Consider the following 14,540-nt stretch of genomic DNA (forward strand, 5'->3'; position numbering starts at 1 on the left):
AACTTATGGTCTCTAATTTGGAACCATCATGCCCGAGTCTACGTGGTGTGTTCAATAATTGGACCGCTTCGTAAAACTTGGCGCATCGATTTAACGGCTTAGAGCGAATCTGGCGCTAGTTTGAATTCACTTTTCGGCAAGGGGCGGCGGCGGTAGCGACGTGCTGAAAGGTCGGACCTGTTTCCTGAAGATGAGGGGAGGGACGGGATGGCAAAAACCGTCCTGATCGTGGAGGACAACGAGCTCAACATGAAGCTCTTTCGCGACCTGTTGGAAGCGCATGGCTATCAGACGTCCGGGACCAGCAATGGTTTCGAGGCGCTCGACCTCGTTCGCAAGCTGCGTCCCGACCTGATCCTGATGGACATCCAGCTTCCGCAGGTGTCGGGCCTCGAAGTGACGCGCTGGATCAAGGACGATCCGGAGTTGCGCGCCATTCCGGTGGTCGCCGTGACCGCATTTGCGATGAAGGGCGACGAAGAGCGCATCCGCGAAGGCGGCTGCGAGGCGTATTTGTCCAAGCCAATTTCCGTCGGCAAGTTCATTGAAACGGTGCGGCGTTTTATCGGGTAGGAATGGAGTTTCAATGTCTGCGCGTATCCTTGTCGTCGACGACGTTCCGGCAAACGTCAAATTGCTGGAAGCCCGGCTGTCGGCCGAGTATTTCGACGTGCTGACCGCTTCCAATGGCGCCGAGGCGCTCGATATCTGTTCGCGCTCGGAATGCGACATCATCCTGCTCGACGTCATGATGCCGGACATGGATGGCTTTGAGGTCTGCCGGCGCCTGAAGTCCAACCCGGCCACGCATTTCATTCCAGTCGTGATCGTCACCGCGCTGGATAGCCCGGCCGACCGGGTTCGCGGGCTGGAAGCCGGTGCCGACGATTTCCTCACCAAGCCGGTGTCCGACATCGTGCTGATCGCGCGCGTGCGCTCGCTGACGCGGCTGAAGATGATGACCGATGAGCTGCGCATGCGCGCCATCACCTCGCTCGAGATCGGTATGGAGGCGCCCGAGCGCAGCGCGATCGCCGACAAGGGCGTCGGCGGGCGTATCCTTCTGGTCGACGATCGGCCGTCATCCTATGAGCGGCTGGCGCCGATCCTCGCCGCCGAGCACACCGTCGATGTCGAAATCAATCCGGCGGAAGCGCTGTTTCACGCCGCCGAGGGCAATTACGATCTCTTGATCGTTTCGCTCGGCCTCGAAAATTACGACGGTCTGCGGCTGTGCAGCCAGGCGCGCTCGCTGGAGCGCACCCGCCAGTTGCCGATCCTCGCCATCTCCGATGCCGACAACAACGCGCGGCTCTTGCGCGGGCTCGAGATCGGCGTCAATGATTATCTACTGCGCCCGGTCGACAAGAACGAATTGCTGGCGCGCGCGCGCACGCAGATCCGCAAGCGGCGCTATACCGACCACCTGCGCGACAATGTGCAGAACTCGATCGAAATGGCGATCACCGACGCGCTGACCGGGTTGCACAACCGCCGCTACATGGAAAGCCATCTGTCGACGCTCGCCGAGCAGGCCTCGAGCCGCGCCAAGCCGCTCTCGCTGATGATTCTCGACATCGACTATTTCAAATCGATCAACGACACCTACGGCCACGACGCTGGAGACGACGTGCTGCGCGAATTCGCCGTGCGCATCCGCAAGTCGATCCGCGGCATCGATCTCGCCTGCCGGTACGGCGGTGAGGAATTCGTCATCGTGATGCCGGAAACCGACATCCAGGTCGCAGGCCTGATCGCAGAGCGCCTGCGCCGCTCGATCGCCAGCGAAACCTTTGCCGTCAACAAGGGCACCAAGCGGATCGACGTCACGATCTCGATCGGACTGGCGACGCTGGACCGCAAGGGCGAGCCAGTCGCCGACGTGCTCAAGCGCGCCGACACCGCGCTATATCGCGCCAAGCACGACGGGCGGAACAGAGTGGTTTCGGCGGCGGCGTAAGCGCCGGGCAATCACGTATCCGCATTATCGGTCGTCATACCCCGCGAAGGCGGGGTATCCAGTACGCCGTGGCTTCTGGGTTCAATAACGCGCGTCTCTGGAATACTGGCTCACCCGCCTTTCGCGGGTGACGACAGTCTTTATGCGGACGCTTACGCGGAAACCCGCATCCCCTCGGCGTGCTGCTTCACCGTGTCATACGCCAGCCGCTTGAACTCGAACGCGAACGGGTGAACGAACGACATCTGGCGCTGCGCCATCATCACACCGGCCATGTTGCGTTTCGGCGAGATCCACCATTGTGTGCCGGCGACGCCGCCCCAATAGAGTTCGCCTGCGGAATCGGGGTGATCGAGCGGCGAGGGTTGCAGGATCATTCCACCTGCGAGGCTGAACGCTTTGCCGGGCTGCTCGCCCAGCAGCGCAAAGCGGATCCACTGTCCCTCAGGCAACTGGTTGGACGTCATCTGCGCAATCGTCTCGGGCTTGAGCAGGGTCGGCCCGCAGGGCAGCAGGCTGCGGATCAGCGCCACCATGTCGTGCAGCGTCGAAACCAGACCGCCGCCGCCGCTGAGCCTTGCGATCGGGTGCAGATAAGCGCCGGGGAACGGTGCGTTGTCGGTCCGGGTCAATCCCGGCTTCATCGGCTCCATGAGGTCGGCGCCGGCGTAGTACGCAACGAGCCGTCCCTGATCCTTTTCCGGAATGACAAAGCCGGTATCGATCATGCCGAGCGGATCGAAGATGCGCGCCTTGATGAACTTATCAAAGCTCTGGCCGCTGATCACTTCGACCAGCCGCGCAACAACGTCAGTGGCGAGCGAATATTCCCAGGACGTGCCGGGCTGATAGATCAGCGGCATATCGGCCAGCACATCCACCATCTGCGCCAGCGTGGTCCTGGGGTCGTGCACGCCGCGCTCGTTGAGCGCCTTGTAGATGAGCGTGCCGGGATCGAAGAAGCCGCAGCTCAGCCCCGAACTGTGGGTCAGGAGATGACGGATCGTGATCGAGTACTTGGTCGGCTCGGCGTCCTCAATCGAGGTGGCGCCCGGCCGCAACACCCTACGATTTCCGAGCTGCGGAATAAATTTTTCGATGGGGTCATCGAGCTTGAGCTTGCCTTCCTCGACCAGCAATAGCGCTGCGCAGGAAGTGATCAGCTTGGTGTTGGAAAAGACGCGGAAGATATGGTCGGTGCGGAGCAGTATCTGCGCTTCCTTGTCGGCCCATCCGACGCAATTTACGTCCGCAAGCTCGCGCCCGACCATGACCGCCCAGGAAATGCCTGACAGCAGGTTGTTGTCGATATAGCGCTGCATGGCTGCGCGGGCCGGTTTGAAGTCGTAACCACTAGCGGTGATTTTCAGATCTTCCATTGTCGCTCCCTCTGCCGTCATGTTCTTGCGCGGCTCTATCTTCATGTCGTCCCTGCGAACGCAGGGACGCATAACCGCCGGCGCTTATTATCGTAAGTAGGTAACTACCACATAGCCTTACAGAAAAGCCACGGCGTATGGGCCCTGCGTTCGCAGGGACGACGACCGTCGAGGGGTGGTAGCTGATCAGGACTTACGCTTTCTTGCTGCTCGTTTGTCCGCGGTGTTGCGGCCAATCTTCACACCCGCATTCTTCAGCAGCACCGTTGCGGCATCCTTTGCCGCGCGCGCCATCGCGGGATCGTTGCGGACAAGATCCTGCGCGATCGAGCCGTCAACGAGTAGTGCTAGCTGGGTTGAGAGCGCGTCAGCTTCCGCGACGCCGAGCTGCACCAGAAGGTCGCGAAACCAGAGGCGGCGGCTTTCCTTGAACGCGACGGCAACCTTTCGCACTGACCGGTCGTCGCCGAGTTCGGCCACTGCATTGACGAAGGGGCAGCCGCGAAAATCCTTTGCCGAAAAGCGCCGCTCCAGCGAATCGAAGGTGCCGAGAATCTGTTCCACCGGCGATTTGTCCGAAGGCCGTGGCGCCACGAAGCGCCGCGCCAGATAGGCCGAGATCAGCGCATCCTTGGATGGAAAATGGTTATAGAGCGTGCGCTTGCTGATGCCGATCTCGGCCGCGATGGTGTCGACCCCGACCGCGCGAATCCCCTGCAGATAGAACAGCCTATCTGCGGTTTCCAGAATTCGGTCCTTCATCGTCGGTTTGGCGGGCAGGGGAGCCATGCGAATGCGCCGTAGCCATTTCCTTGACAGCAGCACCCTTATAGCCAAATTACACAGATCTGTGTACCTATTTTAGATGCCAATTGCAGGACGCGGCTTTCGCATCGCGACCGATAGGGAGAACAAGAACAATGGCCCTGCTGCAAATCCTGCGTCCGACGCTGCCCATTCTGATCGGGGCGTCCATCATGCTCACGCTCAGCATGGGCCTTCGCCAGTCGCTCGGCATCTTCCTGCAGCCGCTGACGCAGGACATCCGGATTTCCGTTTCCGATTTTACGCTGGCGCTCGCCGTGCAAAACCTCGCCTGGGGCTTTTTGCAGCCGCTCGCCGGTGCGCTGACTGTGCGCTACGGCTTCCGTGCCGTCATGGTGGTGGGCGCGTTGCTCTATGTCGTCGGCCTTGCTCTTATGACAGCCGCCAACGGTCTTCTCAGCGTCATGATCGGCGGCGGCGTGCTGATTGGCATGTCGCTGGCCTGCACCGCCGCGGCGATCGCAATGTCGGTGGCGGCCCGCGCGGTGCCGGCGTCGGTGCGCTCCACCGTGCTCGGCCTGGTCTCGGGCGCGGGATCGCTCGGTGCGCTCTTGTCGGCGCCGATCGGGCAGATTCTCAATGAAGGATACGGCTGGCGGATGGGCCTTGCCGGGTTCGTGGTGCTGTCGCTCCTGATGATTCCGGCTGCGTGGTATGCGGGCAGGGTGGACAAGATCCCGCTGCCCAAGCCCGCCGATGACGAGATCGACGACGCGTCGGCCACTGTTGCGACGAAGATGGCATTCTCCAATGCCTCCTTCGTGGTGATGACCGCCGCCTATTTCGTCTGCGGCATGCAGCTCGTCTTTCTCACCACGCATCTGCCGTCTTATCTCGCGATTTGCGGCATGGACCCGATGCTGAGCGCGCAGACGCTCGGCATGATCGGTGGCTTCAACGTGCTCGGCAGCATCTTCTTCGGCTGGGCCGGCCAGCGCTGGAACAAGCTCGCGCTGCTCGGCGGCATTTACATCTTCCGCTCGCTTGCGCTCGCCTGGTATTTCACGCTGCCGCCGACGCCGGCGACCACGCTGCTGTTTGGCGCCATCATGGGCTTCCTGTGGATGGGCGTCGGCCCGCTGGTCGCGGGCGCGGTGGCCGAGATGTTCGGCCTGAAATGGCAGGCGATGATCCAGGGGCTCGCCTTCATGAGCCACCAGGTCGGCAGCTTCCTTGGCGCCTACGGGGGCGGCGTGCTCTACGACGCGCTCGGCTCCTATACCATGGCTTGGCGGATCGGCGTCGCGCTGGGCCTCGCCGGCGGCATCATCCAGGTCGCGTTCGCGTTGATCCGGCCGGGCCGACCACCGCAGATGCAGACGGCGTAGGCGGCATAGGACGGAATCAAAAACGGGGCCGCAGGGCCCCGTTCAAACCGTCAGCGATGCGCTGCCGAATTACTTGATCTTCGCTTCCTTGAATTCGACGTGCTTGCGCGCGACCGGGTCATACTTCTTCTTGACCAGCTTGTCGGTCATCGTGCGCGAATTCTTCTTGGCGACGTAATAGAAGCCGGTATCCGCCGTGGAAACGAGCTTGACCTTGATGGTGACCGCTTTGGCCATGGTTGAGACCTCGAATGTATGGAAATCTGGCGCCGGCCAAACCGGCCTGCATTTGCGCGCAACCTAGCTTCTGACAGCCCAAAGTCAAGGTTTTCGGGGCCAATACTGCCTCGATTCGGGGTAATTAACCCTCAAAGAACCGGTTTTTCGGCCGTGGCAGCCCCAAATTCTCCCGCAGCGTCCGCCCCTCATATTCCTTCCGGAAAATCCCGCGCTTCTGCAGTTCCGGCACCACCTTGTCGACGAAGTCGTCGAGGCCGGCGGGCAGGAATGGAAACATGATGTTGAAGCCGTCGCTGCCGCGGCTCATCAGCCACTCCTCCATCTGGTCGGCGATGGTCTTGGGCGTGCCGACAAAGGAAAGCCCGCCATAGCCGCCGACGCGCTGCGCGAGTTGGCGCACCGTGAGCTTGTCGCGCGCGGCGAGGTCGACCAGGCGCTGGCGACCGCTCTTGCTGGCGTTGGTCTCAGGGATCGGCGGCAATTGTCCGTCGGGATCGAAGCCGGAGGCGTCTGTGCCGAGCTGCACCGAGAGCGAGGCGATGGCGCTGTCGTAATGCACCCGGCTGTCGAGCAGCGCGCGCTTCTCCTTGGCTTCCTCGACGCTGTCGCCGACCACGACGAAGGCGCCGGGCAGGATCTTCAGGTGCTCGGGATTGCGGCCGATCTTCTCCATGCGGCCCTTGATGTCGGCATAAAGCTTCTGCCCGTCGGCGAGGCTGCCGCCGCCGGTGAACACGGCTTCCGCTGTTTCCGCCGCAAGCTGCTTGCCATCCTCGGACGCGCCGGCCTGCACGATCACCGGCCATCCCTGCACGGGGCGGGCGATGTTGAGCGGCCCGCGCACGGAGAGATATTTGCCCTTGTGATTGAGCACGTGCATTTTTTCGGGATCGAAATAGAGCCCGCTCTCGACGTCGCGCACGAATGCGTCATCGGCGAAAGAATCCCAGAGGCCGGTGACCACGTCATAGAACTCGCGCGCCCGCTTGTAGCGCTCGGCGTGCTCCATATGGTCGTCGAGCCCGAAATTGAGCGCCGCATCCGGATTTGAGGTGGTGACGATATTCCACCCGGCGCGGCCGCCCGAGATGTGATCGAGCGAGGCGAAGCGGCGGGCGACGTGATAGGGCTCATCGAACGTCGTCGATCCTGTCGCGATCAGGCCGATATGCTCGGTGGCGCCGGCCAGCGCCGAGAGAAGCGTGAACGGTTCGAACGAAGTGACGGTGTGGCTGCGCTTGAGCGCATTGATCGGCATGTTCAGCACGGCTAGATGATCGGCCATGAAGAAGGCGTCGAACTTGCCGGCCTCCAGCTTCTGGATCAGTTGCCTGATGCGCGGAAAATTGAAATTGGCATCGGGCCATGCGCCGGGATAGCGCCACGCACCGGTGTGGATGGAGATCGGCCGCATGAACGCGCCGAGCTTGAGTTGCCGTTGTGCCATGGCCCCGTTTCCGTCGCTGTTATTGTTGGGAAAGAGATAGGGAGGGGATTAGGGCAGCGCCAACAGGCGGCGTCGAGAAGAATTTTGCAATTTAAGGGATTGAGAGAGAACAACTCGACGGTCGTAATACCGTCATTGAGAGCGAAGCGAAGCAATCCATTGTCACCTCGTACGCGGAAAGATGGATTGCTTCGCTTCGCTCGCAATGACGGAGGAGAGAGTAGGGGCTCACGCCCCCAGCACGTCCTTCTGCATCTTGCCGCCGTAGAAATGGAAGAACGGCACCGGCGCATCATGGCGGAGCGGGCCGGTGGCGAGGCGACGGTCGAGTTCGGCGAGCACGTTCTTGGTCATGGCATGCGCGTCGGCGAGTGGCTGCGAGCCGATCTCGACCCATACCAGTTCGACCAGTTCGGCGTCGGCATGGACCACACCTTCGACACGGTGAGCGATGGCCGATGCATCGGCCGTGAAGAAGCGCGTGTCGAAACGGCGGACGCGGCCAGGCGGCGTGATCGCACGCGCGATCAGAAAAAGGCCGGAGGGATCCGGCAGGAGGCCCGCTTCCGCGAACGGCTTCCAGGCGCCGTCAAGCTTCACCGCCTTGTCGACCTTGCAACCGAGACAGAGACCCGTTTCCTCGCAGGCCTCGCGGATCGCGGCAATTGCCAGCGCACGCGCCCGCGATGGCGTGATCTTCGGGCTGCCCTTGAGCAGATTGGCTTCGAGTTCGGCAGGGATCGGCGCAGCGACCGGCACGCGGTTATCTGATTTATCGACGCGACCGCCCGGGAAAACATATTTGCCCGGCATGAACACGACCTTGTCGTGGCGCTTGCCGACCAGAACCTTCGGCCTCGCGCCGGAGCGGTCGATCAGGATCAGCGTGGCCGCGTCTTTGGGCCGGAAATAGGGATGGTGATCGGCTTCCTTTTCTTCTTTTACTTCGGTCGCAGCGTCGTTCATTCCATCCCCGTTTTGGTGATCTTGTTGCTTCCGGTTTAGCTAGACCGGCGGAATGTCGCCAGGGGCATTTTCGTCAAAGCCATGCATGCGCAGCGCCCACTGGATGCCAACCACGGCGCCCTTGATCGGCTGCAGCAGTACGAGCGATAAGAGGAACGTCACTGGCAAGTAGATCGCCAATTGTAGCCATACGGCTGGCGAGAAATTGGTTTCGATCCACAAAGCCGCCGGTACCACGATGTGGCCGACGACAACAATCACGAGATAGGCGGGTAGGTCGTCGGCGCGGTGCGGCGTGAAATCGAGCCCGCATGCAGCGCAATTATCGGCGGTCTTCAGGAAAGCACGAAACATCTTGCCTTCGCCGCAACGCGGGCAGCGGCAGCGAAAACCGCGCTTCATGGCAGCCCAGAGGTCGCGCTTCTCGGTCTGCACGGCGTCCCGGGTCCAGACCGTCGTCGCAGTATTCACCGTTTCCATGACTTGCCCTTCTTCGATCTGCCGGCCTTGGCTTTGCCCGACTTTTCCTTGCGCGCCTTGCGAACCTTCTCGCGCGGGCTGCGGCCCGGCAGCGATTTCGGGAGCGCTTTGCCGCCGTCGCGTTTTCTGCCGCGCGGAATGCTTTGGCCTTCCGACAACAATTCGAACCGCAACGCGCCGGCTACTGGTGCAGCTTCTACCAGACGCACGTCGACAACGTCACCCAGCCGGTGCATGGCACCGCTGCGTGAGCCGACGAGCGCATGTCGCGTCTCGTCATAGTTGAAGTATTCCGTGCCGAGCGTACGGATCGGGATCAGACCATCGGCGCCGGTATCTGATAACTTCACGAACAAGCCCGATCGGGTAACGCCGGAGATTCGGCCCTGAAACGTCGCGCCAATACGGTCGGCGAGGAAATGAGCGATCAGCCGGTCGGCCGTCTCGCGCTCCGCTTTCATGGCGCGGCGTTCGGTCAGCGAAATCTGCGCCGCAACTTCGCTCAACGTCTCCAGCGTCTCGTTTTCCGGCAACGCGCCTTCGCCAAGGCCTAGGCTGCGGATCAGTGCGCGATGCACGACCAGATCGGCATATCGCCTGATCGGCGACGTGAAATGCGCGTAGCGGCGCAGGTTGAGGCCGAAATGGCCGTAATTTTCCGCCGAATATTCCGCCTGCGCCTGCGAACGCAGCACGACTTCATTCACCAGCGGCTCATAATCCTCGCCGCGGACCTGGCCGAGCACGCGATTGAACAGGGAAGGGCGCAACGCGCCGGTCTTGGCGAACGGCAGATCCAGCGTCTTCAGGAATTCCTGAAGATTGTAGACCTTCTCCTGCGTCGGCTCGTCGTGCACCCGATAGATAAGCGGCAACGCCTTCTTTTCAAGCATTTCAGCCGCGGCGACGTTGGCGAGGATCATGAACTCCTCGATCAGCCGGTGCGCGTCAAGACGCTCGGGCACGATAACTCGGTCGACGGTGCCGTCCGCCTTCAGCAGGATCTTTCGCTCGGGTAGATCCAGGTCCAGCGGATCGCGCTCGTCGCGCGCAAGTTTTACAAGCGCATAGGCCGCATAGAGCGGTTTGAGGATCGGCTCCAGCAGCGGGCCGGTGGTGTCGTCAGGCCGCCCGTCGATCGCAGCCTGCGCCTGCGCGTAATGCAGCTTGGCGGCCGAGCGCATCAGCACGCGATGAAAACTGTGCGAGCGCTTGCGGCCGTCGGCGCCGATCACCAGCCGCACCGCGAGTGCGCCGCGCGCTTCTCCCGGCACCAGCGAGCAGAGATTATTGGAGATGCGCTCGGGCAGCATCGGCACCACGCGGTCGGGAAAATAGACCGAGTTGCCGCGCATCAGCGCGTCACGGTCGAGCGCCGAGCCTGGCCGTACGTAGAAGGCTACGTCGGCGATCGCGACATGGACGATGTAGCCGCCCTTGTTGTTTGGATCAGGATCGGGTGCAGCATGCACCGCGTCATCATGATCTTTCGCGTCCGGCGGATCGATGGTGACGAGTGGCAGATCGCGCCAGTCTTCGCGGCCTTTCAGTGTCGCAGGCTCCGCAGCCTCGGCCTCGCGCAGGGCGGACGGTGAAAAGGCCTGCGGGATTTCATGGGCGTGGATCGCGATCAGGCTGATTGCTTTTTCGCTCGCCAGCGATCCAAGCCGTTCCTTTACCCGGCCGGCGGCGAGGCCATAGCCGCGCGAGCGTATGGGATCGACGCTGATGAGATCGCCGTCCTCGGCGCCGGCGGTATCCGACGGCGCGATGTTGAGTTCGCGCCCGGCCTGCTTCTTGTCGACGGGAACGAGCAGACCGCCACCACCGGGCAGTTTGCGGAAGATGCCGAGCACGCGCGTGCGGGCTTGATCGATGATCTTGATGATGCGGCCGCGATAGGGCGCGCCCTCGGCATCATCAGCCTTTTCGATCCGCAACAGGGCCCGATCGCCGACGCCCGCAGCGGTGCCGGGTTGCAGACGACGCGGTACGTGGATGCGGATCTTCGGCGCGGGGCCGCTCTGCTCGGTATCCCATTCGGTGGGAGCGGCGAGCAATTCGCCGTCGGTGTCGCGGCCGGTGATGTCGGCGATGACGGTCGGCGGCAGGACGGCGGTCTCGTGGATTTTCCGCCCGCGCTTGGCGATGACGCCTTCGTCGGCGAGGTCGCGCAGGATGCGCCTCAGCTCCGCGCGGTCGGCATTCTTCAGGCCGAACTCGCGGGCGATTTCCCGCGTGCCGATCTTGCCCGGATGGGCGCGGATAAAGGCAACGATGGCCTCCCGGCTCGGAAAGCCATGGTCGTGTTTTCTCTTCACTTATCCCCGGGCCTTGCCCGCGCTTTGCTTCGCGGGCGCTTTCGATGCAGGAGCGGGCTTTGCTGCCGATGTCTTGGCAGCGGATGCGACCGGCGCGCGCGCCTTGCTGACGGATCCCGACTTCGGCTTTGCCGCAGCCTTCTTCGCTGCTGCCTTTTTGGCCGGCTTCGGTGCATCTGGCTCGGGCGCTTTCTTGGCCGTCTTTTCTGTTGTCTTGGCGGCCTTCTTCGGCGCGGCCTTCTTCGCAGGCCGCTTCGCCTTGCCGCCGCCCTTGGCGGCGCGCTCGTCGATCAACGCGATAGCTTCGGCCAGCGTAATCGTATCCGGCGTCTTGTCGCTTGGTATCGTCGCGTTGACGCCGCCGGCCGTGACGTAGGCGCCATAGCGGCCGTTCTTCACCGCGACGGTACCAAGGCTCGGATGATCGCCGAGCGGCTTGCCCGGATCGGCGCCGAAGCGGCGGCCGCTCGGGCCCTTGGCGACCTTCTCGGCGATCAACGTCACCGCGCGGTTGAGGCCGATGTCGAATACCTCGTCGCCGGCTTCCAGGCTCGCATAGGTCTTCTCGTGACGAACGAACGGGCCGAAGCGGCCGATGCCGGCGGTGATTGGCTGGCCGGTTTCCGGATGTTTTCCAATTTCGCGCGGTAGCGACAACAGTTTCAGCGCGAGATCGAGCTCCATGTCGCCCGGCGACATGTTCTTCGGGATGCCTGCGCGCTTGGGCTTCTCGCCCTCGGGATAGTCCTTCTGCTCGCCGAGCTGGATATACGGGCCGAAGCGGCCGGCCTTCACTGTGACGTCGAGATCAGTCTCCGGATCCTTGCCGAGCACACGATCGGCGCTGGCCTCGCCATCGGCAGCAAGCGGGCGGGTGTACCGGCATTCCGGATAATTCGAGCAGCCGACGAAGGCGCCGAACTTGCCGGCCTTCAGATTGAGACGGCCGGTGCCGCAGGTCGGGCATTGCCTGGGATCGCCGCCGTCCGCGCGGGCGGGGTAGATGTGCGGGCCCAGCATGTCGTCGAGCGCATCCAGCACCTCGGCGACGCGCAGGTCCTTTATGTCGTCAACTGCACCGATGAAATCGCGCCAGAAATCCTTCAGCACCTGCTGCCAGGAAATCTCGTTGTTGGAGATGCGGTCGAGCTGCTCCTCCAGATCCGCGGTGAAATCGTATTCCACATAGCGGCGGAAGAAGTTTTCGAGGAACGCGACGACGACGCGGCCCTTATCCTCGCCATGCAGCCGCTTCTTCTCCAGCTTGACGTAACCGCGGTCCTTCAGCACCTGCAGGATCGAGGCGTAGGTCGAGGGACGGCCGATGCCGAGCTCTTCCATCCGCTTGACAAGCGACGCTTCCGAGAAGCGCGGCGGCGGCTCGGTGAAATGCTGGGTGACGGCGAGGGCCTGCCGCTTCAAGGCTTCGCCTTCGCTCATGGCGGGCAAGCGGCGCGAATCCTCGTCCTCCTCATCATCGCGGCCTTCCTGGTACAGCGCGAGAAAGCCGTCGAACTTGATGACCTGGCCGGAGGCGCGCAATTCCAGCACGCGGGAGCCGGCCTTGGCCTCGATATCGACCGTGGTGCGTTCGAGCTCGGCCGATTCCATCTGGCTCGCGATGGTTCGGATCCAGATCAGTTCATAAAGTTTCGCCTGATCGGGATCGAGGCGGCGGCGCATGTCGGTCGGGCGGCGCGACAGGTCGGTCGGGCGGATCGCTTCGTGCGCTTCCTGCGCATTCTTGGCCTTGGTCTGGTACTGGCGCGGCGCATCCGGCACATAGGTGTTGCCGTAATCTTCGCCGATCACCTTGCGAGCCTGCGTGATCGCGGAAGGATCGATCTGCACGCCGTCGGTTCGCATATAAGTGATGAGACCGGTGGTCTCGCCGCCGATGTCGATGCCCTCATAAAGCCGCTGCGCGATCCGCATGGTGTGCGCCGGCGCAAAGCCGAGCTTGCGGCTGGCTTCCTGCTGCAGCGTCGAGGTGGTGAAGGGCGCCTGAGGATTGCGGCGCGCGGGCTTTGCCTCCACGGTCGAAACCGTGAAGCTGGCGGCCTCGATCGCGTTCTTGAGCTCCTCGGCTTCCGCGCCGGAGCCGATGTCGAGCCGCTGGATCTTCTTGCCGTCGGCGCCGACGAGGCGCGCTTCAAAGCTTTCGCCGCGCGGGGTGGTCAGGGTCGCCACTAGCGACCAGTATTCGCGCGGGACGAATTTTTCGATTTCGAGCTCGCGGTCGCAGACCAGCCGTAGCGCGACCGATTGCACGCGGCCAGCCGAGCGCGCGCCCGGCAGCTTGCGCCACAGCACAGGCGAGAGCGTGAAGCCGACCAGATAGTCCAGCGCGCGGCGCGCCATATAGGCGTCGACCAGCGCACCGTCGATCTGGCGCGGGGCCTTCATCGCCTCGGTCACGGCCTGCTTGGTGATGGCGTTGAACACCACGCGCTCGATCTTCTGGTCCTTGAGCGCGCGCTTCTGCTTCATCACCTCCAGCACATGCCAGGAGATCGCCTCGCCCTCTCGATCAGGGTCGGTTGCGAGAATCAGGCGGTCGGCGCCCTTCAGCGCCTTGGCGATGTCGTTGAGTCGGCTGGCCGCCTTCGGATCGACCTCCCAGATCATCTGGAAATTGGCCTCCGGGTCGACGGAACCATTCTTGGCGGGGAGGTCGCGGACATGGCCAAACGAGGCCAGAACCTCGTAGGAGGCGCCCAAATACTTGTTGATCGTCTTGGCTTTCGCCGGCGACTCCACGATGACGATATTCATGTAATTCCAAGGGCTTCCGGGAAAAGATAAAGGCGGGTTCCGCGAGACTCGCGGCCCACCGTTTCGACCCGAACATGGGTGGTGAGACCGCCCCTGTCAAATCAGCAAATGCCGACAGGGAACTTTTCGGGGTGACTTAATATCTAGTGAGTTGCGAAATACGCCCTAGAGTTGCGCCTCTAAAGGGGTTATTTCTGCGCCATACTTTGTGTCGTTGGGATGCAAGTTGTTTGAGCAAGGCTGCTGGCGGCCGGAAGCGGAAAGCTTCAGGCAAGAAACCGGAATCGCCAACCGAAGATCGCGAGCGAGGTGAGGAAGGCGGCCCGGATGAGGCCGTGGCCTTCATAGCCGAGACCGTTGCCGAACTGGTCAAGCTGGCGGAGCGGCACCGACTCGAGGTGCTCAGCCATTTGCTTGGCATGGCGCAGCTCGAGGCGGAAGAGCGCCTGCGCACCCGGAGCAAGCACAAGCTCTCGTGAGAGATCGGGCCAACTGCCTAACTCTCCCTCTCCCCGTAAGAACGCTAGCAGATGCACAGATTGCGGCTGCGACGGAATGACTCGGTGTTTTGATTTGGCCTTCCGCGGCGACGGGCTGCTGTGATTCTGTATCTGGCACTTCGATTCCATTGAGGTGCCAAGATGTTGAATGAACAATTCAGGCTTGGGCGGTTCGGGGATGGTCGTCTCGATAAAGGGGGGCGGCCCTGCTCGAAGGGATGGTCACGCGCGCGAGCTCGTGCCTGCGTCGAGCGGCGGATGGCGATCGGGCCAAGATAGTCCGATACGGCCGATTTCTCGCCAATGAGAACGTGAGCTT

At 62.5% G+C, this 14,540-nt stretch carries 12 protein-coding genes; 4 read left to right on the top strand and 8 right to left on the bottom strand.

The window, feature by feature from the left end:
• Nucleotides 1-207 precede the first annotated feature (207 nt).
• On the top strand, nt 208-573 hold the full coding sequence (locus J6524_RS21180; protein WP_027538546.1) for a response regulator: 366 nt from the start codon (nt 208-210) through the stop codon (nt 571-573).
• A 13-nt stretch (nt 574-586) separates the two neighbouring features.
• A complete protein-coding gene (locus J6524_RS21185) occupies nt 587-1,960 on the top strand; it encodes a PleD family two-component system response regulator (RefSeq protein WP_225674004.1) in 1,374 nt (457 codons plus the stop codon).
• A gap of 152 nt (nt 1,961-2,112) precedes the next feature.
• Here the strand turns inward: J6524_RS21185 and J6524_RS21190 are convergent, their stop codons facing one another.
• A complete protein-coding gene (locus J6524_RS21190; RefSeq protein ID WP_225674006.1) occupies nt 2,113-3,339 on the bottom strand; it encodes a serine hydrolase domain-containing protein in 1,227 nt (408 codons plus the stop codon).
• Nucleotides 3,340-3,525: 186 nt separating this feature from the next.
• A complete protein-coding gene (locus J6524_RS21195; RefSeq protein ID WP_225674008.1) occupies nt 3,526-4,128 on the bottom strand; it encodes a TetR/AcrR family transcriptional regulator in 603 nt (200 codons plus the stop codon).
• 131 nt (nt 4,129-4,259) lie between these two features.
• Here J6524_RS21195 and J6524_RS21200 point away from each other — a divergent pair, with 131 nt between their 5' ends.
• Nucleotides 4,260-5,492, top strand: a complete 1,233-nt coding sequence (locus J6524_RS21200; protein WP_225674010.1) for an MFS transporter — start codon at nt 4,260-4,262, stop codon at nt 5,490-5,492.
• Between the two features lie 69 nt (nt 5,493-5,561).
• Here the strand turns inward: J6524_RS21200 and rpmG are convergent, their stop codons facing one another.
• From rpmG to topA, 6 genes are all read right to left on the bottom strand, one after another.
• The gene (rpmG, locus tag J6524_RS21205) at nt 5,562-5,729 is read right to left on the bottom strand and encodes a 50S ribosomal protein L33 (RefSeq protein WP_018271988.1); all 168 of its coding nucleotides are present in this window, start codon (nt 5,727-5,729) and stop codon (nt 5,562-5,564) included.
• 124 nt (nt 5,730-5,853) lie between these two features.
• Nucleotides 5,854-7,179, bottom strand: a complete 1,326-nt coding sequence (locus tag J6524_RS21210; protein WP_225674012.1) for an LLM class flavin-dependent oxidoreductase — start codon at nt 7,177-7,179, stop codon at nt 5,854-5,856.
• 228 nt (nt 7,180-7,407) lie between these two features.
• Nucleotides 7,408-8,145, bottom strand: a complete 738-nt coding sequence (locus J6524_RS21215) for an NUDIX hydrolase (RefSeq protein WP_225674014.1) — start codon at nt 8,143-8,145, stop codon at nt 7,408-7,410.
• Between the two features lie 39 nt (nt 8,146-8,184).
• Nucleotides 8,185-8,625, bottom strand: a complete 441-nt coding sequence (locus tag J6524_RS21220; RefSeq protein WP_225674016.1) for a DUF983 domain-containing protein — start codon at nt 8,623-8,625, stop codon at nt 8,185-8,187.
• Nucleotides 8,613-10,946, bottom strand: coding sequence for a ribonuclease R (rnr, locus tag J6524_RS21225; RefSeq protein ID WP_225674018.1), 2,334 nt, complete (start codon nt 10,944-10,946; stop codon nt 8,613-8,615). Before rnr ends, J6524_RS21220 begins: the two co-directional genes overlap by 13 nt.
• Nucleotides 10,947-13,721, bottom strand: coding sequence for a type I DNA topoisomerase (gene topA / locus J6524_RS21230; protein ID WP_225674020.1), 2,775 nt, complete (start codon nt 13,719-13,721; stop codon nt 10,947-10,949). It abuts the gene before it with no gap.
• A gap of 335 nt (nt 13,722-14,056) precedes the next feature.
• On the opposite strand from topA, the gene J6524_RS21235 reads away from it, so the two are divergent.
• Entirely contained in the window at nt 14,057-14,200 is a 144-nt protein-coding gene (locus J6524_RS21235; RefSeq protein WP_225674022.1) for a hypothetical protein, read from the top strand.
• Nucleotides 14,201-14,540 lie beyond the last annotated feature (340 nt).

Origin of the sequence: Bradyrhizobium hereditatis (genome assembly GCF_020329435.1) — a bacterium.
In the GTDB taxonomy this organism is placed as follows: domain Bacteria; phylum Pseudomonadota; class Alphaproteobacteria; order Rhizobiales; family Xanthobacteraceae; genus Bradyrhizobium; species Bradyrhizobium hereditatis.

Excerpts from the sequence above, each read along its gene's own strand:
- J6524_RS21180 (WP_027538546.1), top strand. The coding sequence starts at position 208 with ATGGCAAAAACCGTCCTGATCGTGGAGGACAACGAGCTCAACATGAAG.
- J6524_RS21185 (WP_225674004.1), top strand. The coding sequence starts at position 587 with ATGTCTGCGCGTATCCTTGTCGTCGACGACGTTCCGGCAAACGTCAAA.
- J6524_RS21190 (WP_225674006.1), bottom strand. The coding sequence starts at position 3,339 with ATGGAAGATCTGAAAATCACCGCTAGTGGTTACGACTTCAAACCGGCC.
- J6524_RS21195 (WP_225674008.1), bottom strand. The coding sequence starts at position 4,128 with ATGGCTCCCCTGCCCGCCAAACCGACGATGAAGGACCGAATTCTGGAA.
- J6524_RS21200 (WP_225674010.1), top strand. The coding sequence starts at position 4,260 with ATGGCCCTGCTGCAAATCCTGCGTCCGACGCTGCCCATTCTGATCGGG.
- rpmG (WP_018271988.1), bottom strand. The coding sequence starts at position 5,729 with ATGGCCAAAGCGGTCACCATCAAGGTCAAGCTCGTTTCCACGGCGGAT.
- J6524_RS21210 (WP_225674012.1), bottom strand. The coding sequence starts at position 7,179 with ATGGCACAACGGCAACTCAAGCTCGGCGCGTTCATGCGGCCGATCTCC.
- J6524_RS21215 (WP_225674014.1), bottom strand. The coding sequence starts at position 8,145 with ATGAACGACGCTGCGACCGAAGTAAAAGAAGAAAAGGAAGCCGATCAC.
- J6524_RS21220 (WP_225674016.1), bottom strand. The coding sequence starts at position 8,625 with ATGGAAACGGTGAATACTGCGACGACGGTCTGGACCCGGGACGCCGTG.
- topA (WP_225674020.1), bottom strand. The coding sequence starts at position 13,721 with ATGAATATCGTCATCGTGGAGTCGCCGGCGAAAGCCAAGACGATCAAC.